The organism is Streptomyces sp. NPDC005925 (assembly GCF_040638805.1).
In the GTDB taxonomy this organism is placed as follows: domain Bacteria; phylum Actinomycetota; class Actinomycetes; order Streptomycetales; family Streptomycetaceae; genus Streptomyces.
In genome coordinates this window covers 64,210-86,808 of record NZ_JBEXVL010000007.1, presented here as the reverse complement: position 1 = coordinate 86,808, position 22,599 = coordinate 64,210, and the positions used below count along the sequence as shown (strand labels likewise).

The window sequence follows — 22,599 nt, the reverse complement described above, 5'->3', positions numbered from 1 at the left end:
TCCCGTCACACCTGGCTGAAAGTATCTTTCCGTTGCGTGCCGCGGGATGAAACTTTCGTGTCAGCGGTGAGGTGCTGTCAATGGTCCGGGCGTGTCCGGCTCTTCGGAGTTTCCGCCTGCGCGATCACGCGACCGGCCGAGCCGCGGCTTCAGGAGACCGGGGGGAGGGAGCCGGCCGGGCGCACCGGCGGGCGCACGGCGCGTCGGCGCCATGACCGGAGGACACCGCGCACCGGCCACGCGCGCTGTCTTGACCTCCCCCCGGCGGCCCACGCAGGATCGGCGGCATGACGTCCGGACATGGCAGCACGGTCGACGGGGTGCTGCGCCGCAGCGCCCGGCGCACTCCCACCCGCGTGGCACTGGAGTACGGCGAGCGCACCTGGACCTATGGCGAACTGGACACCGCCGTCTCCCGCGCGGCGGGCCTGCTCCGGGCAGGGGGACTCGCGCCGGGCGACCGGGTTGGCGCCTACGGCCACAACTCCGACGCCTACCTCATCGCCTTCCTCGCCTGCGCCCGCGCCGGACTCGTGCACGTGCCGGTCAACCAGAACCTCACCGGCGACGACCTCGCCTACATCGTCAACCAGTCCGGCAGCTCGCTCGTCCTGGCCGATCCCGACCTCGCGGGCCGGCTCCCGGGCGGCGTGCCGGTCGTGCCGCTGCGCGACACCGACGACGCCCTGCTCACCCGGCTCCCGACGGCGACGCCGTACGACGGGCCCGAGCCGGCGGCCGAGGACCTGGTGCAGCTGCTCTACACCTCCGGTACGACCGCCCTGCCCAAGGGCGCGATGATGACGCACCGCGCGCTGGTGCACGAGTACCTGAGCGCCATCACCGCCCTCGACCTCGGCGCCGGCGACCGGCCCGTGCACGCGCTGCCGCTGTACCACTCCGCGCAGATGCATGTGTTCCTGCTGCCGTACCTCGCGATCGGCGCGACCAGCGTCCTCCTCGACGCGCCCGACGGCGACCGCATCCTCGACCTGGTGGAACAGGGGCGCGTGGACAGCCTGTTCGCGCCGCCCACCGTGTGGATCGCCCTCGCCAACCGGCCCGACTTCGCCACCCGCGACCTCGACGGCCTGCGCAAGGCGTACTACGGCGCGTCGATCATGCCGGTGCCCGTGCTGGAGAGGCTGCGGGACCGCCTCCCGCACCTCGCGTTCTACAACTGCTTCGGGCAGAGCGAGATCGGCCCCCTGGCCACGGTCCTCGGACCCGGTGAGCACGAGGGCCGCATGGACTCCTGCGGCCGCCCTGTCCTGTTCGTGGACGCCCGCGTGGTCGACGAGGACGGCAAGGACGTGCCCGACGGCACACCGGGCGAAGTCGTCTACCGCTCACCGCAGGTGTGCGAGGGCTACTGGGACAAGCCCGAGGAGACCGCGGCGGCCTTCCGTGACGGCTGGTTCCACTCCGGCGACCTCGCGGTGCGCGACGCCGACGGCTACTTCACCATCGTCGACCGGGTGAAGGACGTCATCAACTCCGGTGGCGTCCTGGTCGCCTCCCGCCAGGTCGAGGACGCCCTCTACACCCACGACTCCGTGGCCGAGGCCGCCGTCGTCGGCCTGCCCGACGACCGCTGGATCGAGGCGATCACCGCCGTCGTGGTGCCCCGCGGCGAGGTCACCGAGGCCGAGCTGATCGCCCACGCCCGCGAGAAACTGCCCTCCTTCAAGGCCCCCAAGCGCGTCCTGTTCGTCGCGGAACTGCCCCGCAACGCCAGCGGCAAGATCCTCAAGCGAGAACTGCGGGACCGCTACACCGAGGACTGAAGGCCCCTCCCGGGCCCGTCCGCCGTCACGCAGCGGGCCCGTACGCCCTCATGAACCGGTCCCGGAAACGGTCCATGCCCCAGCGCGGCGCGTCCGGTGCCGGTTCGAGGCCGTCCGTCCAGCCCCAGTGCGCGACCCGGTCCAGCACCTTCGGGTCCTCGGCGACGATCGTCACCGGCACGTCCCGGCTGGTGCTGCCGGCGGTGACCGTCGGCACCGGCTGGTGGTCGCCGAGCAGGACCAGCACGGTGTCCTTGTCGCCGTAGCGTTCCAGCCACTCGATCACGCTGCGCAGCGAGTACTCGATGGCCTTCCGGTACTCCGTGCGCACGCTCCCGGAGTCCTTCCAGACCTCCTTCGGGTCCTTGCCCTGCTTCTTGATCCCGTGGAACACCGAACCGTCACCCAGGTCCCCCCAGTCGACCATCCGGGCCACCGGCGCCCACGGGTTGTGGCTGGACGCGAGGATGATCTCCGCCATGATCGGGTCGCGGTCCTTCCTTCCGTGCTCGAGGCGCTCGAAGGCCTCCAGGCTGAACTGGTCGGGCACCGGCGTCCAGCTGAAGTACGGCCCGTGGTAGCCGAGGTGCCCGGAGTCGTAGATGTGCTGCAGACCGAAGTACCGGCCCTCGGGCCAGGCACGCCGGACGCCCGGGACGATGCCGACCGTGCGCCACGCCCCCGTCCTGCGGAAGTAGTTCGTCAGCGTCATGCGGTCGCTGGTGGTCAGTGTCCGGTACCGCTGCTGGTTCTTGATCCACAGGCCGGACAGGAACGTCGAGTGCGCCAGCCAGCTCCCGGCCCCCGTCACCGGGGACGTGAGCCAGCCGCTGCGCGAGGCGAAACCGGCCGCCTTCAGCGACGCGGTGCCTTCCCGCAGCACCGCGTCCGTCTGCGGCGCCATCGCCGGGTCGTCGATCGCCGTACGGCCGTAGGACTCGATGAACGTGAGCAGGACGTCCTTGCCGCGCAACCCCGTCAGCAGCCGGTCGGGCGGCGTGTCCGCGAACGCGTCCACCGCCGCCTGCCGCTCGAAGATCCGTCCGTCCCTCAGACCCGCACGGACCTGCTCCACACGGTTGCCGAGGAACTCGGCGTTGCCCCTGGTCGCCACCGGCACGCCCGTGACCTGCACGCCCAGCGTGACGCAGGTGATCCACGCGGTCCCCAGGACCAGCGTCGTACGGCACGCCACGGCGCGGTGACGGGCTATCAGATGCGTCAGCCGCACCATGGCGAGCGTCGTGAGCACGAGCAGCGCGACGAAGAGCACGAGCACCCCGCTCACGGCCAGCACCTGGCCCGTGCGCCCGAACGACTCGCGCAGGAACTCGGTCGCGTCGTCCAGCAGGATCCAGTCAAGGACCAGGTCGAAGGGTCGCGCCAGCACCTGGTAGAAGCCCATGTCCACGAACTTCAGGACGGTGAGCAGGCCGAGGAACACCCCCGACAGCACGGCCGCGACCCGCCGGGGTCTGGGCGGCAGCACCAGCAGCAGGCCCGCGAGCAGCACGCCCTCGGCGGGAATGCGCAGGAACGCGACGACGCCGATCCGCTCCAGGCGGTTGGGCAGCAGGAGCGCGACCAGCACGAGCGCCCCGGCCAGGACCGTCGTCGCGGTCCCGGCGCCCCGCGCCACCCGGGGCCACCTGCGATGCGGATCGAACCGGCCCGCCCGCTCCCCGTCCGCCACGGGGGACACAGCGGGATCGTCCGCCGTCCGATCGGCAGAATCGGTCTCCACACGTGACACCCGAAGTCCTTCCCTGCCCGGCGACGGCACGACGAAGCGGCCCGGCCGTCCGGACCCGCCCCCACCCGTACCAGTACGTCGGCATGCCGCCTCCCGTTTCACTCACCTCGCCCGCCGGTTCACCCGCTCGCCGCCGACCGCCCCTGCCCGCCCCACCCGGGTCAGATCTTCACAAAGGGTTCGGAAAGGTACGCCTCGCATGGCCTGTTGGCGTCACGAACCGCTCGATAGGCTGACGCACAGGACGACATCGGGAGGAGCACGGACGTGGCGGAGAGCATCACTGAGCAGCGCCCGCCCACGGGCTGGGACAAGCCGGAGCTCGACCTCAGCAACGCGCAGTGGCGGTCGAGCAGCCGGGGCCGGGGGGACGTCCAGATCGCCTTCGTCGAGGGCTTCATCGCCATGCGCAACAGCGCCCGGCCGGACAGCCCCTCCCTGGTCTTCACCCCGGCGGAGTGGGGCGCCTTCGTGTCGGACGCACGGGGAGGCGAATTCGACCTCACCTGATCCGGCACGCCCAGGGCGGGCCCGCCGTCCGGATCATCCCGCGCCGACGGCCCGCGCCCTGGACCGGCCCGCGCCCTGGACCGGGCGGCGTCCCGCCCGCAGGCGGGACGCCCGCCGCGCGGGGTGCGCGTCCGGCGGTACACACCCGGGTGCAGACCGGCACCCTCCGCAGACCACCGCCGCCCCGGCACCGGCCCGGTCCCCGGCAGGGCCCGCGTCCGGCTCGCGGACCGCCCGGACGCCCCCGTCACGCCACCACGTGCCACTGCCGGCCCCCGCCCGCCTGACGGGCCCGCTCGCCCACGCCGTCCCGCCGCGCACCCTGCCCCGTCGCCGTCGGGCCGCCGGCACCGCCCGGGGAGTGACCCGCGCGGCCCTGAGACCCCACCGCCACCGCCCGTGCCGGACGGCGGCGGGCGGACCATGAACACCAGGTCGGACAGGGGAGCGGACCAGGCGCCCATGGTCCGCCCGCACGACATCCGGCCGCCTCGTGCACGTACCATGTCGGCATGTCGTTCCTCCGCCGCCGCAGCGCAACGCCCGCCGGGCCCGACTTCGACGTACTGGCCATGGACCCCGGCGACTGGCCCGGCAACCTCGGCGCCGGGCTGCTGCCCGCCCCCGACGGCACCTGCCAGGGCGTCTTCCTGCGCTACGACCTGTTCGGCGGCCGCGGCCCCGCGATGATCATCGGCAACCTGCCGGAGGGCTCCCCGGCCCGCGAGGTCCCCGACGGTCAGGTCCCGTTCGAGGTGGCCCAACTGCTGCTCGCCCTGGAGAACGACGAGGAGATCACCGTCGCCGGCACCGAGGACGTCCCGGTGATGCAGGGCGACAACCTCCTCATCGTGCGGCGCGTGAAGCTCTCCGAGAGCCGGATCTCCTGCGTCCAGTTCGACCGCAGCGACAACGTCCTGGTGACCATCGCCGCCTGGGACCGCCCCATCACCGACGACCTGTACGCGCTGCTCAAGCCGCTGCCCGCGGAACTCTTCCAGCAGGGCTGAACACCGCCGGACGGCGCACCGCGGGCCGGGACCCCGAAAGGGTCCCGGCCCGCAGGCCATTTCCTCTACGGCCCTGGCTACGGCCCGCTGGGCCGTTACCGGGACTTCCGCACCGACGGCAGCAGGTCCACGTCCACCGCCCGGACGAACGCCACCCGGTGGCCGAACTGGATCTCGTAGTACTGGTCCGTGCCGGTGACGACCTTGTGGTTCGACCCGTCGAACGTCACCGCGTAGTAGTACTGGCCGGGCACCTTGTCACCCACGACGTACCGCTGCCCCGCGAGCAGCTTGTACGGCAGGGGCGACACCGCCTGCGCGGGCACGCCCTCCGGATAGGCCGACGCCTCCGGATAGGCCCGCCCGTACACCGGCACGCTCTCCTTGCCCGCCTTGGGCGTCACGACCGCCCCCGCGGCGGGGACCGCCGTGGGCTGCGCGGACGGGTTGTGGAACCAGGCCTTCTGACCCAGGTACCAGATCGCCGTCCAGTCGCCCCAGCGGTCCGCGACCGCGTACTGCTGGCCCGTCGACACCCGCGAGGACAGGTCGTTCACGCCCTTGGTCGGGGCCCGGTTCAGGCCGATGTCCGTGATCAGCGGGGCGTTCTCGTCGTGGTCGGTGTACAGCCGCACCGCGCTGGAGCCGTGCGCCTTGCACGGTTCACCGGCGGTGGTGCAGCCCGTGAACACCGGCTGGTGCTTGGCGTAGTCCGGGCGGATCGTCACCAGCCCGCCGCTCTTGGCGCGCGCCGACTTGAACGGGGCCCCGAGCAGGGTGAAGTAGTGCGCCCAGTCCCAGTACGGGCCGGGGTCGGTGTGCATGCCCGGAATGGTCGCGGTGGTCGTGCCCGGCACGGTGTCGTGACCGAGGATGTGCTGCCGGTTCAGCGGGATGTCGTACTTCTCCGCGAGGTATCGCACCAGGCGGGACGACGACAGGTACATCGCCTCCGTGTACCAGGCGTCCGGGTTCGTCAGGAAGCCCTCGTGCTCGAGACCGATCGACTTGGCGTTGATGAACCAGTTGCCCGCGTGCCAGGCCACGTCCTTCGCCTTCACGTGCTGGGCGATGTGACCGTCGGTGGAGCGCAGCGAGTAGTTCCAGGACACGTAGGTGGGGTCCTGCACCAGGTTGAGCACGCCCTCCCAGGCGCCCTCCGTGTCGTGCACGACGATGTAGTCGATGGACTGCGCCGCCGGCCGGTTCCCCAGGTCGTGGTTGCCGTAGTCGCCGTCCCCGAACTGCTCGTACGGCGCCGGGATCCACTCGCACGACACCGTCGTCGGGCACTCGGTCCCGGCGGCGGACACGTGGCGCAGACCCGTGCGGGCGAGCTGCCCGGTGTCGGGTGCCAGGCCCGGGCGGGCCGCCAGGGCGATCCGCTGGCCGCTGTCGGTGACGCGTGCCTCACCCGTGCGGATCACGTCGAAGACATCGTTCGCGTAGGCCTTCGCCGTCGCGGTGTTGTCGGTCCCCGAGAAACGGGCCACCGCCCCGTACCAGTCCGCCGGGTCGTCGCTGAGCGGCTCACCCAGCTTCTTCTGCGCGGCGGCCAGCAACGCGGCACCACCGGCCACATTGGCCGCCGGGTCGGAGCGCAGCCGCTCCGGGCTGAGCCCGGTCAGCTCGGCCGCCTTGGGCAGGGTCCGCAGCCGCGCCGGGAGTTTCTCCGGGTCCGGCAGCTTCCCCTCGGTGCGCAGCGCCGGGCGGGCGTCGTCGCCGCGCGGGTCCTCGGTGCCCTCACTGTGGTGCGGGGTGGCGGTGGCCAGCGCGGTGCTCGCGTCGGTGAGGTGCATGGGGCCGTAGCCGCCGGTCACACTCGGGGCGCCGGCGTGGGTGTCCCAGCGGGACTGGAGGTAGGAGACGCCCAGCAGCACGCTCTGCGGCACCCGGTACTCGGCCGCGGCGGACGCGAACGCCTCCTGCAGGTTCTGCGGGGACGGTTCGGCGCCGGACGGCGCGGCGCCGAGCAGTGGCAGCAGCAGCGCCGCGGCGGCGACAACGCCCGCCGCGCCACGGGTGCGCCTGCGCCCGGCTGTTCGATTGGGGTCGGTGGATCCTCGCAATGCAGCCTCCTGGGACAGATGAGCGCGATGAGCCGTACGCGGCCGGGCGTGCGTCAGTGGTACCGGCTGGTCGATGATCCGTCAATCATGCCCGGAGGCGGACGTTTACCCATGTCAATCGCTACGCCCGGGAGTTTCGCGCCGACCCGCCCCGGGCCTGCGCGGCGTCAGTGGAATACACCACTGGTGGTGGCGGCGGGGATCGTGAAACCCGTGGGGGACCCGCGGCGAAACTCGGGCGGGCCTGTGCACGCGAAAGGGCCCGCGGCGCGTCCCTGGGAGTCATCCCCAGGGACGCGCCGCGGGCCCTGATGTTCCGGTCAGCGTGTTCCGACCGCCGCCCGTACGGCCCGCCGGGCCATCTGGACGTCGTCGTGCAGCCGCCGCAGCAGCAGCCGCTGCTCCTCGCCGGTCGGCACGGCACCCGGGGGGGCCGCCCCGAGGGCCGTCGGGGCCGGGTCGTGCATCGAACGCTGCACGGCCGTCTCGTACGTACGGATTTCGCGGGTCAGCACCAGCATCAGGTTCACCAGGAACGCGTCGCGCGACGCCGGTCCCGCCGACTGCGCGATCTGGCTGATCTGCCGCCGCTCCGCGGACGCGCTGCCGAGCACCGACCACAGCGTCGCCAGGTCGTAGCCCGGCAGGTACCAGCCCGCGTGCTCCCAGTCCACGAGCACCGGACCGGTGGGCGACAGCAGGACGTTGGAGAGCAGCGCGTCGCCGTGGCAGAACTGCCCCATGCCCTGGCGGCCCGTCGAATGCGCGATGCCGTGCAGCAGTTTCTGCAGGTCACCGAGGTCACGGTCGGTGAGCAGCCCCAGCTCGTGGTAGCGGGAGATACGGGCCGCGTAGTCCAGCGGCGCGTCGAACATGCCCGCCGGGGGGCGCCAGGCGTTGAGCCGGCAGATCGCGCCGAGCACCGCCCTGATGTCGGCCCGCGGCGGCGCCTCCAGGGGGTGGCGCTGCAGTGCCGCCACCCGTCCCGGCATCCGCTCGATGACGAGGACGCCGTTGTCCGGGTCCGCCGCGATCAGCCGGGGCGCCCGCACAGGCGGGCGGTGCCGGACGAACGTGCGGTACGCCATTATTTCGTGCCTGATGCGCTCGGCCCAGGCCGGGGAGTGGTCCAGCAGACACTTGGCGACGGCCGTGCTGCGCCCGGTCGTGCCGACCAGGAGCACGGAACGGCCGGTGCGGCGCAGCACCTGCACCGGGACGAACTCCGGGCAGATGCGGTGCACCGACGCGAGCGCGGTGCGCAGCTGCGCGCCCTGCGCGCCGGACAGGTCGAGCCTGCCGCTGAGGGGCTGGCTGCCGGGCCCCGTGGGGCGCCGTGTCCTGCTCGCCGCGGTGACCGGTGCCGCCGTCCGCGCGGGGGCCAGGTAAGGGCCGCTCCCCGTCGGACGGGCGTGCAGCGGCCGGGGCGGGGCGGACACGGAGGACGACGCTGCGTACATGGGCGATACAGATCCCTTCGTGTGCCTGCTGCACCTGCCTTGTGTGAACGCCGTCCCGGCCCGGTCCCACGGATGCACCCTGGGGAGTGCCCGGCGGGGCCGGGCCGGGGTGGCGCACTCCTACCTGACACCCGAGTGGCACTGGCACACCATGTGGCGCACCCTGGCGAACCCCTGGCGAATACTCCACGGGCATGTCCCGCGGGGCTACTGTCAACTCAGCCGAGAACCTGGGGGCTTGATGTGAGCGGACAACCCAACACCCGGCTCGCGGATCTGTTCGGCCTGGCCGGCTGGTCCAAGGGCGAACTCGCGAGGCTGGTCAACCGGCAGGCGGCGGCCATGGGCCACCCGCAGCTGGCGACCGACACCTCCCGGGTGCGGCGGTGGATCGACATGGGAGAGATCCCGCGCGATCCGGTGCCGCGGGTGCTGGCGGCCCTGTTCACCGAGCGTCTCGGCCGTGTCGTGACCATGGAGGACCTCGGTCTGGTCCGGCACGGGCGTGCGGGCAAACGGCAGGGCGGCGGGAAAGAGGAACGCCCCGACGGAATGCCGTGGGCGCCCGAACGGACAGCCGAGATCCTCACCGAATTCACGGGAATGGACCTCATGCTCAACCGACGCGGTTTGGTGGGCGCGGGTGCCGTGCTCGCCACGGGATCCGCACTCAGCAGCGCCATGCACCACTGGCTGCACACCGACCCGGCACCGACCGCCGACGCTCCCCGACTCGATCAGTCCCTGCACGCCGACCCCGCTGGGCTCGACCGTTACGAGGCCGCCCCCATCGGGTCGCAGGAGATCGAGGAACTGGAACGCTCGGTCGAGGTGTTCCGGGCCTGGGACGCCGCCCGCGGCGGCGGACTCCAGCGCAAGGCCGTCGTAGGACAACTCAACGAGGTGGGCGGCATGCTCGCCTACCACCACCCACCCCATCTCCAGCGGCGCCTGTGGGGCGTCGCCGCCAACCTCGCCGTTCTCGCCGGCTGGATGTCGCACGACGTCGGCCTGGAGCCCACCGCTCAGAAGTACTTCATGATCGCCGCCCACGCGGCCCGGGAGGGCGGCGACCGGCCGCGCGCCGGGGAGGCACTGTCCCGGGCCGCCCGGCAGATGGTGCACCTGGGCAGGCCCGACGAGGCCCTGGACCTGATGAGCCTCGCCCAGTCCGGTTCCGGTGAGCGGGTACTGCCCCGCACCCTGGCGATGTTCCACACCATCGAGGCCTGGGCACAGGCGTCGATGGGCAAGGGGCAGGCCATGCGCCGCACCCTGGGGCGGGCCGAGGACCTGTTCGCCTCCGACAAGTCCGACGTGCCGCCGCCCAGCTGGATGCAGTTGTTCAACGAGGCGGACCTGTACGGCATGCAGGCTCTGGCGTACCGCACCCTGGCCGAGTTCGAACCGGATGCCGCCGTGCACGCCCAGCACTACGCGGACAAGGCGCTGGCGCTGCGGGTCGACGCCCAGGAGCGGTCGAAGATCTTCGACAACCTCTCCATGGCATCCGCCTGCTTCATCGCGGACGACCCCGAACAGGCCGCCGGATACGCGCGGCTGGCGCTGGTGTCGATGAGTTCGAACTCCTCGCGCCGCACCTGGGACCGGCTGCGCGAGATGTACCGGCTCACCGCCCAGTACGCCGGCTACCCGAAGATCCAGGAGCTGCGGGACGAGATCAAGCTGGCCCTGCCGAAGCAGAAGGGCAGGCAGAGCGGCGACAGCGCCCGGGCGTAGGGCGGTGGAGCCGTACGGCTGCCCGCCATGCCGTCGGTGTCATGCCGTCACCCTGGCGACGAGCACGCAGGCGCTGGTCTCGCGTGCGGTGTCGCCGAACTCCTCCGCGACCAGGCGTACGCACTCCTGCGCGTCGTCCGCCCGGTCCAGCCGGGGGGCGAGGGCGAGCAGACGGTCCTGCGCCGCCGCTGTGCCGTCCGGCGGCAGCAGTCCGTCGGTGCGCAGCAGCAGCAGGTCGCCCGTCTGCAAGGCCTCTTCGGCCGGAGGGCGGGCCGGGGTGCCGTCGGGCGCGGCCAGGACGCGTCCCGTCCCGGCGCGGAACAGCAGCGGGGCGGGACGTCCGGTGGTCGCCCACAGCAGGGTGCGGGTCCGGGGCCGATAGCGGCAGGTCACGGCGCCGGTCAGGGCGGGCTGCGCCGAGGCCCGCAGTAACTCCGCGGCAAGTTCGAGCAGCCGGCCGGGCCGGGTGCCGGCCAGCGCCATGCCGCGTACGGCGCCCAGCAGCATCGCCACGCCCGACGTGACGGCGGCGCCGTGCCCGGTCAGGTCGCCGAGGCCGAGCACGGTCTCGCCGTCGGGCAGGCCCAGCGCGTCGTACCAGTCGCCGCCGGTGAACCGGCTCGTGGTCGCCGGCAGGCGGTGCGCCGCCAGTTCCAGTCCGGGCGTGTCGCGGTGCGGGAGCCGCAGGGAGCCGTGCCGCGCGGGCAGGGCTTCCCGCGGCCCGGCCGGGGAACCGTGTCCGGTGTCCGCGCCGCCCCGGCGGGGCGGGAGCGAGTCACGGGTCTCGCTCACCGCCCGTCGGTGGCGGCGCAGTTCGCTGACGTCCCGCAGCACGGCCCACATGGAGACGGTGCTGCCGTTGGCGGCGAGTACGGGCTCGCCCATCATGTGCACGGTCCGGACGTCGCCGTCCGGCCGCGCGATGCGGAACTCCCCGTCGATGGGCCGGGCGTCGATGAGGCAGTCCGTGACCATCGCCGTCAGCTTCGGCCGGTCGGCGGCCGGTACGACGGAGGGCAGTTCGTCCAGGGTGAGCGGGGCGGCGGCGGGGTCCCGGCCCAGGATGTCGTAGAGCTCGGCGGACCAGCGGGCCTCGTCCGTCCGCAGATTCCATTCGGCGCTGCCGACCCGGCTCAGCAGCGACCCCGGTGACGGCGCGTCGGGGTCGGCGGGGCCGGGCGTCGGGCCGTCCCGCAGTTGCGCCAGGTGGTCGTCGAGGTCGTCGAGCTGGTACAGCGCCAGGTCGCACAGGGCGCGCTGCCACCGTCCCCGCGGGTCCGATCCGTCGGCCGGGGTGTCACGTCGTACGGCGTCCACGTCGCCCTTGAGGCGTCGCGTCTGCGAGATCAGCGCGTCCACCGGACCGTGGCCGGGCGGCCGGGCGGCTGAACGGCCCGCAGACTGATGGGACGGCATGACGCACTCCGATGGGGGACGGTATGACCAGGTCCGACGTGGGGGGAACCCAACGACTGTGGCACAGCCCGCGACGGTCTGTAAGAGATTCGGCAAGACCCGATACGGCGATGCTTTTGGCATATGCCACAGTCTTCACGGCTGCTCCCGGGCCACTCGTCGCGGTATGCCGACGCGGCCCCAAGGCGTAGAGAATATACGGCACTTGACCCACGAACTCGAAGAAAATGACAGCTCTGGCGCACATGTTCGGCGGTCGCGCGTTCCCGTCCGGGTGCCTCACGGAGAGTTACGCGTACAGCTCCGGGCGCGGGGCGAGATCGACGGGGGTGCGGGCCCCGGTCGCCAGGGACGCGATGCCCGCCTCGGCGACGGCGGCAGCCGCGTAGCCGTCCCACGCGCCCGGGCCGGTGACCGTGCCCCGCCGGACGGCGTCCACCCAGGACTGCACCTCGCGGTCGTAGGCGTCCGCGAACCGGACGAGGTAGTCCTGCGGCACCTCGGCGCGGGAGCCGCCCCCGGCCGTCACCGTCATGGCCCGTTCCTCACCGATCCGCGCGCTGCCCCGCTCGCAGACGGCCTCGCAGCGCACCTGGTAGCCGAACCCGCAGTTGACGAAGACCTCCACGTCGACCAGCGCGCCGCCCGCCGCCTCCAGCAGCACGAACTGCGGGTCGAGCAGGCCCGAGGGCGCGCCGGAGGAGGACGCCGGACGCAGCACGGTCACGGCGGTGAGCTCCTGCCCGAGCAGCCAGCGGGCCGCGTCGATCTCGTGCGAGACGGAGCTGTTGATCAGCATGTCGCTGGTGAAACCGGGCGGGGACGACACATTGCGGTGGGTGCAGTGCAGCATCAGGGGCCGGCCCAGACGTCCGCTGTCCAGCAGTGACTTGAGATCCCGGTACTCGGCGTCGTAGCGCCGCATGAACCCGATCTGCAGCAGTCGCCCGCCCAGCCGTGCTTCCGCCTCCATCACCCGCAGCGCGCTCGCCGAGTCGGGCGTCATCGGCTTCTCGCACAGCACCGGCAGCCCGCGGGCGAACGCCGCCAGCAGTGCCTCCTCGTGCGCCGGGCCGGGCGAGGCGATCAGTACGGCGTCGACACCCGGCGCGTCGAGGGCGGCCTCGACGTCCCTGTGCACGACGACATCGTCCAGGCCCGTCACGGCGTCCCGGGCGCGTTCGGTGTCGGGGTCGGCCACGGCGGCGACCCTGACGCCGCTCACCACCCGGTCCAGACGGCGTACGTGGTCGGCGCCCATGTGCCCGGTGCCCAGGACCGCCACGCCCAGCAGATCGGCCATGCTCCGTCGACTCCTCTCCCGGTCCGCCGCGCGGGGCGGTGGCCCGCTGACGCCGACCAGGGTTTCATGGTCGTCAAGACCGTCGTGGCGGCCAGGGTCCCGGCCGTGCCTCAGTCGTCGTCCTCGTCCGGGCCGCAGGAGCTGCCGTCCGGCGGGAGCGTGCCGTACAGCAGGAACGCGTCCACTGTGTGGTGCACGCACCGGGAGGACGCGTAACCGGTGTGCCCCTCGCCCTTGTTGTCCAGCACCACCGCCGACGGGCCGAGCCGCCGCGCCGTCTGCTCCGTCCAGCGGTACGGCGTGGCCGGGTCGCCGCGCGTGCCGACCAGCAGCATCTTCGGCGTGTCGACGTCCCTGACCTTCTCGCGGATGAAGTCGGTGCCCCTGGGGCGGCCGTGGCACATCAGCACCTGCGTGAGCCGGTGGCGGCCGAACACGGGTGACGCCTGCTCGTACCGGCCGCGCAGCCTGCGCAGGTTCGCCGCGACCTCACGGGGTGCGGGGCGGTCGGGATCGTCCGCGCAGTTGATCGCCATCAGTGCCGCCGGCAGGTTGTCGAGCGGGACCTCCCCCTCGTCCACGAGACCGTAGTGCGGACGCCGGTCCCGGTCCTGGCCCTTTCCCTTCACCCCCCTGTCCTTCGCTCCCCGATGCGTCCCGGTCCGCAGGGGGATGGCGAAACCGCCCGAGATGAAGTCCTCCACGCCGTGCGTGTCGCCGTCCTCGACGAGCTGTGCGAGGGCCCGCTCCAGCAGGGGCCACATCTCCTTGCTGTAGAGCCCCTGGCCGAGGGCGCCCACCAGGTCCTGGCCGGAGAACGGGACCCCGAAGTCCGTCGGTACCGGGTTCTCGTCCAGCGACGCGACGAGCCGTACGACCTGTTCGCGGGCGCCGCGCGCGTCCTGGCCGAACGGGCAGGCGAGGTCCTCGGCGCACCACTTGATGAAGTTCTCCAGCGCGGTCTGCTGGCTGAGCGCGCCCACCCGGCCCTGCTCGGCCAGCGGTTCCGTCAGCGTGTCCACGCCGTCCAGCGCCAGCCGGCCCACCGTCCCGGGGAACCGGGCCGCGTACACCGCGCCCAGCCGCGTCCCGTACGAGAAGCCCAGGTAGTTGAGCTTGTCGTCGCCGAGCGCCGCACGGATCACGTCCAGGTCCCGGGCGGTGTCGACCGTGCCCATGTGCCGCAGAACCGGGCCCGAGTTCTTCTCGCACTCCTGGGCCGCCCTGCGCAGCTGGGCGAGTTCGGGCTGCGGATCGTCGACGTCGCCGTCCCCGTCGGTCGCCTCCGCGAGGTCCTCGAAGCCGGCGCCGCAGCTCACGGGAGAGGACCGGCCGACGCCGCGCGGGTCGAACGACACCACGTCGTAGTTGTCCGTCAGCTCCATGAAGACCTTGCCGCCGGCGGCGAGTTCACCGACGCCGGGGCCTCCGGGGCCGCCGAAGTTCAGCACCACCGAGCCCCGTGGTGCGCCGGTGGCCCGGTAGCGGGCGACGGCCAAATCGAGCGTGCCGCCCGCCGGCCGGGCGTAGTCCAGCGGGACGGTGACCTTCCCGCACTGCAGATCCAGCGGGGCCTCCTGCCCCTGGCACGCCGCCCACTTGACCTTCTGGCGGTAGAAGCGGGACAGGCCGGGCCCGGTGTCTCCCGCCACGGCGGCCGGCAGCCCCGCGCCCAGCAGGGCCAGACCGGCCACCCCGGTGACCGCGCAGCGCCGGACCGAGGCCCGCGATGACAGCTTTGCCGGCATGGATGCCTCCAGCGGGCGCCCCGAGGACGGGGTGTGCGGCGCCCTCGATCACCATAAACGGGCGCGGGGAGGGCCGCCTCCGGACGCCGGGGCGGGCGGGGCCGCCCCGCGGGGCGGCCCCGCGCCGGACTGTGGTCGCCGCCCGCCGCATCCGGTCGCCGTGGCCAATCGCCGCATCCGGTCGCCGTGCCGCGGCGCCGGTTCCTCGCGGTGGGCCGAGCCCGCGGTCACCACCTGCGAATCCCGTTGCGGCGCACCGCACCCGCCTGCTGCACTGGGCCGATGGATCCCACCGAGCTGCTCGCCCTCGTCGACCGTGACCTGCGTGAACAGGCGCGGCCCGACGCTCCCGGCGCCCACGTGGAGCGGTGCGGGAACGTGGTGCGCCAGACCGCTCCCGCGCACGGCTGGAACGGCGTGCTGTGGTCCCGCCTGGACGCGGCGGGCGCCGACGCGGCGATCGCCGGGCAGATCGCGCACTTCACCCGGCTCCGCCGCGAGTTCGAGTGGAAGGTGTACGGCCACGACCGCCCCGCCGGCCTCGGACGGCGCCTGACCCGCGCCGGCTTCGTCCCCGGCCCGGTGGAGACCCTCATGGTCGGCGAGGCCGCCCGCCTGCACCCCGGCCCGGAGTTGCCCGACGGGGTCCGTGTCCTGCCCGTCACCGACGCGGCGGGCGCCGGTCTGGTGGCCGAGGTGCATCACGAGGCGTTCGGTACCGACAGTGCGTGGCTGCGCGACCAGCTGCTCGCCCGGCTGGCGGCCGACCCGGGCACCGTCGTGGCCGTCGTGGCGCTGGCCGGCGGGGTGCCGGTGAGCGCGGCCCGCATGGAACTCGTGCCGGGCACCCCCTTCGCGGGCCTGTGGGGCGGCGGCACCGTACCGGCCTGGCGCGGGCGCGGCATCTACCGCGCCCTGGTCGCCCACCGGGCCCGGGCCGCTTCGCGCCGCGGTCACCGCTACCTCCAGGTCGACGCGTCCGACGAGTCCCGCCCGATCCTCCACCGCCTCGGCTTCGCGTCACTGACCACGACTACGCCGTACGTGTACGCACCGTAGCCGCAGGCTCGTCGTCGGTCCGGCGCACCTGTGTGAATCGGCAGGTGGCACCCGTCATCAGCTTGACATGCAGGGATTCGCTGGGGCCACCGCAACGAGTCGCCCGACCGGCGGGCTCCCGCTGGGCGCACGTCCGGACGGACGGCTCCGGGACCGCCGACGTGACCGGCACGGTCGAGGTGAGCGAACGGCCCACCCGGCTCGTCACGACCTGGGCCGAACCGGCGCGCGAGGCGGACAAGGACCGGCACTCCCGCGTCACCTTCGGCATCCGGCCGCACGGCGACATCGTCCGCCTGACCGTCACCCACGAGAACCTCGCCGACGAGCGCGACCGCGCCGACGCCGCGACGGGCTGGGCGCCCGTGCTGTCCCACCTCACGTCGCTGCTGGAGACCGGCAGCCCGCTGCCGCAGGAACCCTGGTCGGTGCCCGGCGACTGAGGGTGCGCGGCAGAGGGGCGTGCTCCTCGCGGGATGAGTTCCACGCCGCGGAGCGTCGAACCGGCTGGTCAACAGCCGTCACGGGCAGAGGGGTCGGGTATCTGGCCGGTCTCTGACTGGTCTACACCCTTGACTGGTACAGACCAACGCGGTTGAGTGTGGCTCCACACCCCCCACCCGGCCGCCCCCACGCCGGGGCAGCCCGCCGGTGTGAGCCGCGCCAGGCTCCGCCGCGGGCCGCCCCGTGCCGGGAACGGCCCTGCTCCGCGAAGGAGTTGACCCTGTGTCGAGGCGCCGCACATCCGCTCTTCTGGCCGCTCTGATCATCTCGAGCGCCGCTCCGGTGCTCCTGCCGGCCACCCCGGCATCGGCCGCGGCCTGTTCGAGCTACCCGAACTGGGTGGCCGGCAAGTCCTACGCCACCGGTGACGTCGTCCGCTACACCGACGGCAAGGCGTACATCGCCGAGCACGACAACCCGGGCTACGACCCGACCATCAGCACCTGGTACTGGGAGCCGTACGCCTGCGACGGCGGCCAGACCCCGGTCGGCGACTTCGTGGTCAGCGAGGCGCAGTTCAACCAGATGTTCCCGGGCCGGAACGGCTTCTACACCTACAGCGGGCTCACCGCCGCGCTGAGCGCCTACCCCGGCTTCGCGAACACCGGCAGCGACACCACCAAGAAGCAGGAGGCCGCCGCCTTCCTCGCCAACGTCAGCCACGAGACCGGCGGCCTGGTGTACGTGGTCGAGCAGAACCAGGCCAACTACCCGCACTACTGCGACTGGAGCCAGCCCTACGGCTGCCCGGCAGGACAGGCCGCCTACTACGGCCGCGGCCCGATCCAGCTCAGCTGGAACTTCAACTACAAGGCCGCGGGCGACGCGCTCGGCATCGACCTGCTGAACAACCCCTGGCTCGTCGAGCGCGACTCGGCCGTCGCCTGGAAGACCGGCCTGTGGTACTGGAACACCCAGACCGGCCCCGGCACCATGACCCCGCACAACGCCATGGTCAACGGAGCGGGCTTCGGTCAGACCATCCGCTCCATCAACGGCTCGCTGGAGTGCGACGGCAAGAACCCGGCGCAGGTGCAGAGCCGCGTGGACAGCTACCGGCGGTTCGCGCAGATCCTCGGCGTCGACCCGGGCGGCAGCCTCTACTGCTGACCCCCCCGCACGCCCAGGCGGCGCCTCCCGCGCAGGACGGGAGGCGCCGCCTTCCCCTGTTGCGGGCAGGTGTGCGCGCAGCCGGGCCGGCGCTCGCCCTCAGGTTCCGGCCCGCCCGGTGCTGCGGCCCCGAACCACCGACGGTCACGAGATTCGGACTGGCGTGCGACGAGTTTTACGTATAACCTCACCCGTCAACCGCACTGCCCGAAAGGTCCCCATGCGTCGTATCGCCCTGGTCACCCTCGTCGTCGGCGACTACGACGAGGCGATCCGTTTCTACACCGGGGCCCTCGGGTTCCGGCTCGTCGAGGACGCGCCGCGCCCCGACGGCTCCCGCTGGGTCGTCGTGCGGGCCGGATCCGGCGACGGGTCCGGCACCGACCTGCTGCTCGCCCGCGCCCGGGGCGAGGCGCAGCGGGACAGGGTCGGCGACCAGACCGGCGGGCGGGTCGGCTTCTTCCTGCACACCGACGACTTCGCCCGCGACCACGCCCGTATGCTCGCCGCCGGCGTGAGCTTCCTCGAAGAGCCGCGCCACGAGCCGTACGGCACGGTGGCCGTCTTCCAGGACCTGTACGGCAACCGCTGGGACCTGCTCCAGCCCGCCGCCGCGTAACACCACCGCCCCGCCCCGCACCATCCCCGAGGAAACACCGCACATGAACGCTACGCGCATAGACGCCGACGTCCTCCGCCGCCTGCCCAAGGCGGTCCTGCACGACCACCTCGACGGCGGCCTGCGCCCCGCCACCCTCGTCGAGCTCGCGGAACCGGTCGGCCACACCCTGCCCACCACCGATCCGGACGAGCTGGCCGCCTGGTACGTCGAGGCCGCGAACTCCGGCGACCTGGTCCGCTACATCGCCACCTTCGAGCACACCCTCGCCGTCATGCAGACCCGCGAGGGCCTGCTGCGCACCGCCGAGGAGTACGTCCTCGACCTGGCCGCCGACGGCGTCGTCTACGGGGAGGTGCGCTACGCCCCCGAGCTGATGCTGCGGGGCGGGCTGAGCCTCCCCGAGGTCGTGGAGACCGTGCAGGAGGGCCTGGCCGCGGGCATGGTCAAGGCGGCGGCCGCGGGCACGCCCGTCCGGGTCGGCACGCTGCTGTGCGGCATGCGCATGTTCGACCGGGTGCGCGAGGCGGCCGACCTGGCCGTCGCCTTCCGGGACGCGGGGGTCGTCGGCTTCGACATCGCCGGCGCCGAGGACGGGTTCCCGCCCGCCGACCACCTCGACGCCTTCGAGTACCTGCGCCGCGAGAACGTGCCGTTCACCATCCACGCCGGGGAGGCCCACGGCCTGCCCAGCATCCACCAGGCCCTTCAGGTGTGCGGCGCCCAGCGCATCGGGCACGGCGTGCGCATCACCGACGACATCCCCGACCTCGCGGGGAACAAGCTCGGCCGCCTCGCCGGCTGGATCCGCGACCGCCGTGTCGCGCTGGAGATGTGCCCGACGTCCAACCTGCAGACGGGCGCCGCGACCTCCGTCGCCGAGCACCCCATCACCGCGCTGAAAAACCTCGGCTTCCGCGTCACCCTCAACACGGACAACCGGCTGGTGTCCGGCACGACCATGACCCGTGAGATGTCCCTGCTCGTCGAGCAGGCGGGCTGGACGGCCGAGGACCTGCGCACGGTCACGGTGAACGCCCTCAAGAGCGCCTTCATCCCGTTCGACGAGCGCAACGCCCTCATCACCGACGTGGTCCTGCCGGGCTACGCCGACCTGGTCTGAAGCAGTCCCCGCAGGTAGGCGGCCTGTCCGGCGTGCTGGAGATCGTCGGACAGGACGCTCACCAGCCGGACCCCGAGGGTGACCGGCGGGTCCCAGCCCTCGTCCACCACGCGCTCCAGATCCTTGGCGGTCAGCTCGCGCAGCGCCCCGACGGTCTGGTCGTGCACGGCGTCGTAGTACCCGGTCAGGAGGCCGGCGGAGTCCACCCGCACCTTCGCCACCTTCGCGGCGCTGTGCCCGTACCCGGTGTCGCGGCGGGGCAGACCGAGGCCGAAGCGCCCGGTCCAGTCCCCGCTCAGCCACACCTGGTCGAGCCCGAAGGCATCGGCGACGTGGTCGTCCTGGACGCGGGTGAGATGCCAGATCAGCCAGGCGATCGGGTTCGCCCCGTCGGCGGGGCGGGCGTTGAGGGCGTCGGACCCGAGGTCCTCGACGGCGGCGTGGACCTCGTCCCGGATGCGGCCGTGCGCCTCGATGAGGATGTCCTTGGCATGCATACCGTCCACCATCGCTCAGCCCGCGCTCAGGCGCTCACCTTTCCCGCGGGGCCATCGGCTCCCGCGGAGCCGTCGGCCGCCAGCAGGGCCATCAGCGCCCTGGCCGCCGGGCTGGTGGCCTGGGGCGGCGGGAGCAGCGCGATCGTCTCGTACCCGGCGTCGCCTGCGGCCCTCAGCGGCAGCGAGGCGAGGGCGGTGCGCTTGTGCCGGAAGTGCCGGGGTACGACGGCGATGCCGAGGTCCTCGCCGATCAGATCCAGCAGGCCGTGCACGTCGTTCACCTCCAGTGCGACCGTCCGCCGGACCCCGGCCGCCGCGAACGCGGTGTCGGTGACGCGGCGCGGCCCCCAGTCGGGGTGGAAGTCGACGAAGACCTCGCCGGCCAGGTCGTGCGGGGTCAGCGCCGCCCCGTCGGCCGCCAGGCGGTGCCCCGGGTGGCACAGCACGGTCATCGGTTCGCTGGTCAGCGGCGCGGAGCGCAACTGGTCGGTGTCGGCCCGGGTGCGGTAGGCGAAGGCGAGGTCCAGCCGGCCGGCCGTGACCTCCTCGGCGAGTTCCCCCGAACCCGCCTGCCGCAGCCGGATCTCCACGTCCGGGTGGCGGCGCCGGAACGCGGCCAGCAGGCCCGCCACGTCGACACCGGCGATGCACTGCTCGGTGCCCAGCGACAGCGTGCCGCGCAGCACGCCCTGCACCGCGGCGACCGCCTCGTGCGCCGCCCGCACCTGCGCGAGGATGCGCTGCGCCTCGCCCAGCAGCGCCCGCCCGGCCTCCGTCAGGGTCACCCGGCGGGTCGTCCGCACGAAGAGCGGTGTCTGAAGCTCCCGCTCCAGGGCCCGGATGGACGCCGACAGGCCGGACTGGGAGACCAGCAGCCGCTCCGCCGCCCGGGTGAAATGCTGGTCCTCGGCGACGGCCACGAAGTGCTGGAGATGGCGCAGTTCCACGATTGAGAAGCGTAACCGCTGAATCTCATCGGATTCTTCTGTTGGACCACTGCCCGCAGGTCGCGCGAGAGTGGGACTTGGTCCGACAAGCCCCGGCACGCCTGTGCCAACCCCCCTGGAGTCGCGTTGTACACCGCACACCCCGACCGCTACGCGGACATGCCCTACCGGCGCACCGGACGCAGCGGCCTCAAACTCCCCGCGCTCTCGCTCGGCCTGTGGCACAACTTCGGCCCCGACCGGCCGGTCCGGACCCAGCGCGCCATCCTGCGCCGCGCCTTCGACCTGGGTGTCACGCACTTCGATCTGGCCAACAACTACGGCCCGCCGCCCGGTGCCGCCGAGTCCGCCTTCGGCGAGGCCCTGCGCGACGACTTCGCGTCGTACCGCGACGAACTGGTGATCTCCACCAAGGCCGGCTACCTGATGTGGCCGGGCCCGTACGGCGAATGGGGCTCGCGCAAGTACCTGCTGTCGTCGCTCGACCAGAGCCTGACGCGCATGGGCCTGGATCATGTCGACATCTTCTACTCGCACCGCCCCGACCCGGACACTCCCCTGGAGGAGACGATGGGCGCCCTGCACACCGCGGTGCAGCAGGGCAAGGCCCTCTACGTCGGCGTCTCCAACTACTCCGCCGAGCAGACCCGTGAGGCCGCCCGCATCCTCGGCGAACTGGGCACCCCGCTCCTCATCCACCAGCCGCGCTACTCGATGCTCGACCGGCGCCCCGAGGGTGAGGGCCTGCTCGACGCGCTGGACGAACTCCAGGTCGGCTCCATCGCCTACTCGCCGCTGGAGCAGGGCCTGCTCACCGGCCGCTACCTGGACGGCATCCCCGAGGACTCCCGTGCCGCGAGCGACAGCCCCTTCCTGAACTCCGACGCGGTCACCGGGGAACTGGTGGAGCGGCTGCGTGCGCTGAACGACCTCGCGCGCTCCCGCGGCCAGTCCCTGGCGCAGATGGCGCTGGCGTGGGTGCTGCGCGGCGGCCGGGTCACCTCCGCCCTGGTCGGCGCGAGCAGCGCGGGGCAACTGGAGGACAGTGTCGCCGCGATCCGCAACCTGGAGTTCGACGCGGACGAGCTCGCTCGCATCGACGCGCTGGTACGCGCCTGACGTGGGCCGGGGGAGCGGCTCCTGACCGAGTTGCTCCCCCCTGAGCCTCACTCCCCGTGAGCGATTTGGGGTATGGCGACCCCGACGTGTGGTTTCGGTCAGGATCGTGGGTGAATATGTGCCCAGACTGGCCGGAAAGGTGTGGTGACAGTGGTTCAGCAGTGAACATACTCGGTTGTGAGAGCGCTTCACACCCCGCGACAGCGCCCTCACGCACAGCACACGAGCCCACGGCAAGAGGACGCGCAGCACACCGGCCCCACGGACAGCGGGCCCGACCCGGCAGGTGAGCGCTGCGACGGGGGAGGGTACGTGCACAACGAGTTCCTGTGCCATGTCACCGCGTACGGAGTCTGCGACGGCAGGCGCATCGGTGTCCCGTTGGGCACCTACCGCGCACCCACACTGGCACTGGCCCTGTGGTGGCTGCGGGACCGGGCCTGCTGGATCGCCGACCGCCTCGACCCCCGTCCCGACACGGAGCACTTACCGTCGGGGGCGCTCGTCCCCGTCGCCCCCACGGTGCCGGACGTACCCGCCGTGCTGCGGGCCTGGTGCGGCGACGTCGCACAACAGGAACTGATCGCCGACGAGTTGGCCGCCGGGCGGCTGATCCGCATCGCCACCGGCGACGACACCACCGAGTACGAACTGCTCGCCGAGTCCGTGGACGCCCTGCGCATGCAGCGGACCATACCGGCGCTGATCGTGCCCGTGGGCTGAACCCCCGCTGATCATCGAGCGTCGCCCGCCGGCCGTCACCCCTTCTGTCGCCTGTCGCGTCCCGCTCATCGGGCGTACATCTGGGCGAATCGGTAGAATCCA

Annotated in this window: 19 protein-coding genes; 11 read left to right on the top strand and 8 right to left on the bottom strand. The window is 72.6% G+C overall.

Annotated elements, in window-relative coordinates; all coding sequences use genetic code 11:
• Positions 1–287 precede the first annotated feature (287 nt).
• The gene (locus ABZ354_RS11805; protein ID WP_358655551.1) at positions 288–1,787 is read left to right on the top strand and encodes an acyl-CoA synthetase; all 1,500 of its coding nucleotides are present in this window, start codon (positions 288–290) and stop codon (positions 1,785–1,787) included.
• A 25-nt stretch (positions 1,788–1,812) separates the two neighbouring features.
• On the opposite strand, the gene ABZ354_RS11800 is transcribed toward ABZ354_RS11805, so the two are convergent.
• A complete protein-coding gene (locus ABZ354_RS11800) occupies positions 1,813–3,489 on the bottom strand; it encodes a sulfatase (protein ID WP_358655549.1) in 1,677 nt (558 codons plus the stop codon).
• Between the two features lie 318 nt (positions 3,490–3,807).
• Here ABZ354_RS11800 and ABZ354_RS11795 point away from each other — a divergent pair, with 318 nt between their 5' ends.
• Together ABZ354_RS11795 and ABZ354_RS11790 are read left to right on the top strand one after the other, a co-directional pair.
• Positions 3,808–4,050: a DUF397 domain-containing protein gene (locus ABZ354_RS11795; RefSeq protein WP_358655547.1), complete on the top strand. Its 243-nt coding sequence runs from the start codon at positions 3,808–3,810 to the stop codon at positions 4,048–4,050.
• Between the two features lie 512 nt (positions 4,051–4,562).
• On the top strand, positions 4,563–5,060 hold the full coding sequence (locus ABZ354_RS11790) for a hypothetical protein (RefSeq protein WP_358655545.1): 498 nt from the start codon (positions 4,563–4,565) through the stop codon (positions 5,058–5,060).
• Positions 5,061–5,155: 95 nt separating this feature from the next.
• Here ABZ354_RS11790 and ABZ354_RS11785 read toward each other — a convergent pair whose 3' ends face one another.
• Together ABZ354_RS11785 and ABZ354_RS11780 are read right to left on the bottom strand one after the other, a co-directional pair.
• Positions 5,156–7,129 (bottom strand): N-acetylmuramoyl-L-alanine amidase, encoded by a 1,974-nt coding sequence (locus tag ABZ354_RS11785; protein WP_358655543.1) that lies wholly within the window; start codon positions 7,127–7,129, stop codon positions 5,156–5,158.
• A gap of 320 nt (positions 7,130–7,449) precedes the next feature.
• Complete coding sequence (locus ABZ354_RS11780) at positions 7,450–8,589, bottom strand: aminoglycoside phosphotransferase family protein (protein WP_358655541.1); 1,140 nt, start codon at positions 8,587–8,589, stop codon at positions 7,450–7,452.
• Positions 8,590–8,832: 243 nt separating this feature from the next.
• Between ABZ354_RS11780 and ABZ354_RS11775 the strand changes: the two genes are divergently transcribed.
• Positions 8,833–10,329, top strand: coding sequence for a hypothetical protein (locus ABZ354_RS11775; RefSeq protein ID WP_358655539.1), 1,497 nt, complete (start codon positions 8,833–8,835; stop codon positions 10,327–10,329).
• Positions 10,330–10,368: 39 nt separating this feature from the next.
• Here ABZ354_RS11775 and ABZ354_RS11770 read toward each other — a convergent pair whose 3' ends face one another.
• From ABZ354_RS11770 to ABZ354_RS11760, 3 genes are all read right to left on the bottom strand, one after another.
• Complete coding sequence (locus ABZ354_RS11770) at positions 10,369–11,745, bottom strand: SpoIIE family protein phosphatase (RefSeq protein ID WP_358655537.1); 1,377 nt, start codon at positions 11,743–11,745, stop codon at positions 10,369–10,371.
• Positions 11,746–12,034: 289 nt separating this feature from the next.
• Positions 12,035–13,048, bottom strand: a complete 1,014-nt coding sequence (locus ABZ354_RS11765; protein ID WP_358655535.1) for a Gfo/Idh/MocA family oxidoreductase — start codon at positions 13,046–13,048, stop codon at positions 12,035–12,037.
• 110 nt (positions 13,049–13,158) lie between these two features.
• On the bottom strand, positions 13,159–14,796 hold the full coding sequence (locus ABZ354_RS11760) for an alpha/beta hydrolase (RefSeq protein ID WP_358655533.1): 1,638 nt from the start codon (positions 14,794–14,796) through the stop codon (positions 13,159–13,161).
• 282 nt (positions 14,797–15,078) lie between these two features.
• Between ABZ354_RS11760 and ABZ354_RS11755 the strand changes: the two genes are divergently transcribed.
• The 5 genes from ABZ354_RS11755 (at position 15,079) to ABZ354_RS11735 (ending at position 19,211) form a co-directional block, all read left to right on the top strand.
• Positions 15,079–15,855 (top strand): GNAT family N-acetyltransferase, encoded by a 777-nt coding sequence (locus ABZ354_RS11755; RefSeq protein ID WP_358655531.1) that lies wholly within the window; start codon positions 15,079–15,081, stop codon positions 15,853–15,855.
• A 161-nt stretch (positions 15,856–16,016) separates the two neighbouring features.
• Positions 16,017–16,298: an SRPBCC domain-containing protein gene (locus ABZ354_RS11750; protein WP_358655529.1), complete on the top strand. Its 282-nt coding sequence runs from the start codon at positions 16,017–16,019 to the stop codon at positions 16,296–16,298.
• A gap of 283 nt (positions 16,299–16,581) precedes the next feature.
• Positions 16,582–17,469 (top strand): glycoside hydrolase family 19 protein, encoded by an 888-nt coding sequence (locus tag ABZ354_RS11745; protein ID WP_358655527.1) that lies wholly within the window; start codon positions 16,582–16,584, stop codon positions 17,467–17,469.
• A 220-nt stretch (positions 17,470–17,689) separates the two neighbouring features.
• Positions 17,690–18,088 (top strand): VOC family protein, encoded by a 399-nt coding sequence (locus tag ABZ354_RS11740; RefSeq protein WP_358655525.1) that lies wholly within the window; start codon positions 17,690–17,692, stop codon positions 18,086–18,088.
• Between the two features lie 43 nt (positions 18,089–18,131).
• On the top strand, positions 18,132–19,211 hold the full coding sequence (locus ABZ354_RS11735; RefSeq protein WP_358655523.1) for an adenosine deaminase: 1,080 nt from the start codon (positions 18,132–18,134) through the stop codon (positions 19,209–19,211).
• Here the strand turns inward: ABZ354_RS11735 and ABZ354_RS11730 are convergent.
• Both ABZ354_RS11730 and ABZ354_RS11725 read right to left on the bottom strand, forming a co-directional pair.
• Positions 19,193–19,708, bottom strand: a complete 516-nt coding sequence (locus tag ABZ354_RS11730; protein ID WP_358655521.1) for a DinB family protein — start codon at positions 19,706–19,708, stop codon at positions 19,193–19,195. The two genes, ABZ354_RS11735 and ABZ354_RS11730, sit on opposite strands and share 19 nt — an antisense overlap.
• 26 nt (positions 19,709–19,734) lie before the next feature.
• On the bottom strand, positions 19,735–20,655 hold the full coding sequence (locus ABZ354_RS11725; RefSeq protein WP_358655519.1) for a LysR substrate-binding domain-containing protein: 921 nt from the start codon (positions 20,653–20,655) through the stop codon (positions 19,735–19,737).
• 126 nt (positions 20,656–20,781) lie between these two features.
• On the opposite strand from ABZ354_RS11725, the gene mgrA reads away from it, so the two are divergent.
• Together mgrA and ABZ354_RS11715 are read left to right on the top strand one after the other, a co-directional pair.
• Positions 20,782–21,774, top strand: coding sequence for an L-glyceraldehyde 3-phosphate reductase (gene mgrA / locus ABZ354_RS11720; protein WP_358655517.1), 993 nt, complete (start codon positions 20,782–20,784; stop codon positions 21,772–21,774).
• Positions 21,775–22,086: 312 nt separating this feature from the next.
• Complete coding sequence (locus tag ABZ354_RS11715) at positions 22,087–22,497, top strand: hypothetical protein (protein ID WP_358655516.1); 411 nt, start codon at positions 22,087–22,089, stop codon at positions 22,495–22,497.
• Positions 22,498–22,599: the final 102 nt, after the last annotated feature.

Bases quoted from the DNA above. Each gene is read 5' to 3' on its own strand.
- ABZ354_RS11765 (WP_358655535.1), bottom strand. From the start codon at position 13,048: ATGGCCGATCTGCTGGGCGTGGCGGTCCTGGGCACCGGGCACATGGGC.
- ABZ354_RS11740 (WP_358655525.1), top strand. From the start codon at position 17,690: ATGCGTCGTATCGCCCTGGTCACCCTCGTCGTCGGCGACTACGACGAG.
- ABZ354_RS11780 (WP_358655541.1), bottom strand. From the start codon at position 8,589: ATGTACGCAGCGTCGTCCTCCGTGTCCGCCCCGCCCCGGCCGCTGCAC.
- ABZ354_RS11735 (WP_358655523.1), top strand. From the start codon at position 18,132: ATGAACGCTACGCGCATAGACGCCGACGTCCTCCGCCGCCTGCCCAAG.
- ABZ354_RS11790 (WP_358655545.1), top strand. From the start codon at position 4,563: ATGTCGTTCCTCCGCCGCCGCAGCGCAACGCCCGCCGGGCCCGACTTC.
- ABZ354_RS11805 (WP_358655551.1), top strand. From the start codon at position 288: ATGACGTCCGGACATGGCAGCACGGTCGACGGGGTGCTGCGCCGCAGC.
- ABZ354_RS11755 (WP_358655531.1), top strand. From the start codon at position 15,079: ATGGATCCCACCGAGCTGCTCGCCCTCGTCGACCGTGACCTGCGTGAA.
- ABZ354_RS11730 (WP_358655521.1), bottom strand. From the start codon at position 19,708: ATGCATGCCAAGGACATCCTCATCGAGGCGCACGGCCGCATCCGGGAC.
- ABZ354_RS11770 (WP_358655537.1), bottom strand. From the start codon at position 11,745: ATGCCGTCCCATCAGTCTGCGGGCCGTTCAGCCGCCCGGCCGCCCGGC.
- ABZ354_RS11760 (WP_358655533.1), bottom strand. From the start codon at position 14,796: ATGCCGGCAAAGCTGTCATCGCGGGCCTCGGTCCGGCGCTGCGCGGTC.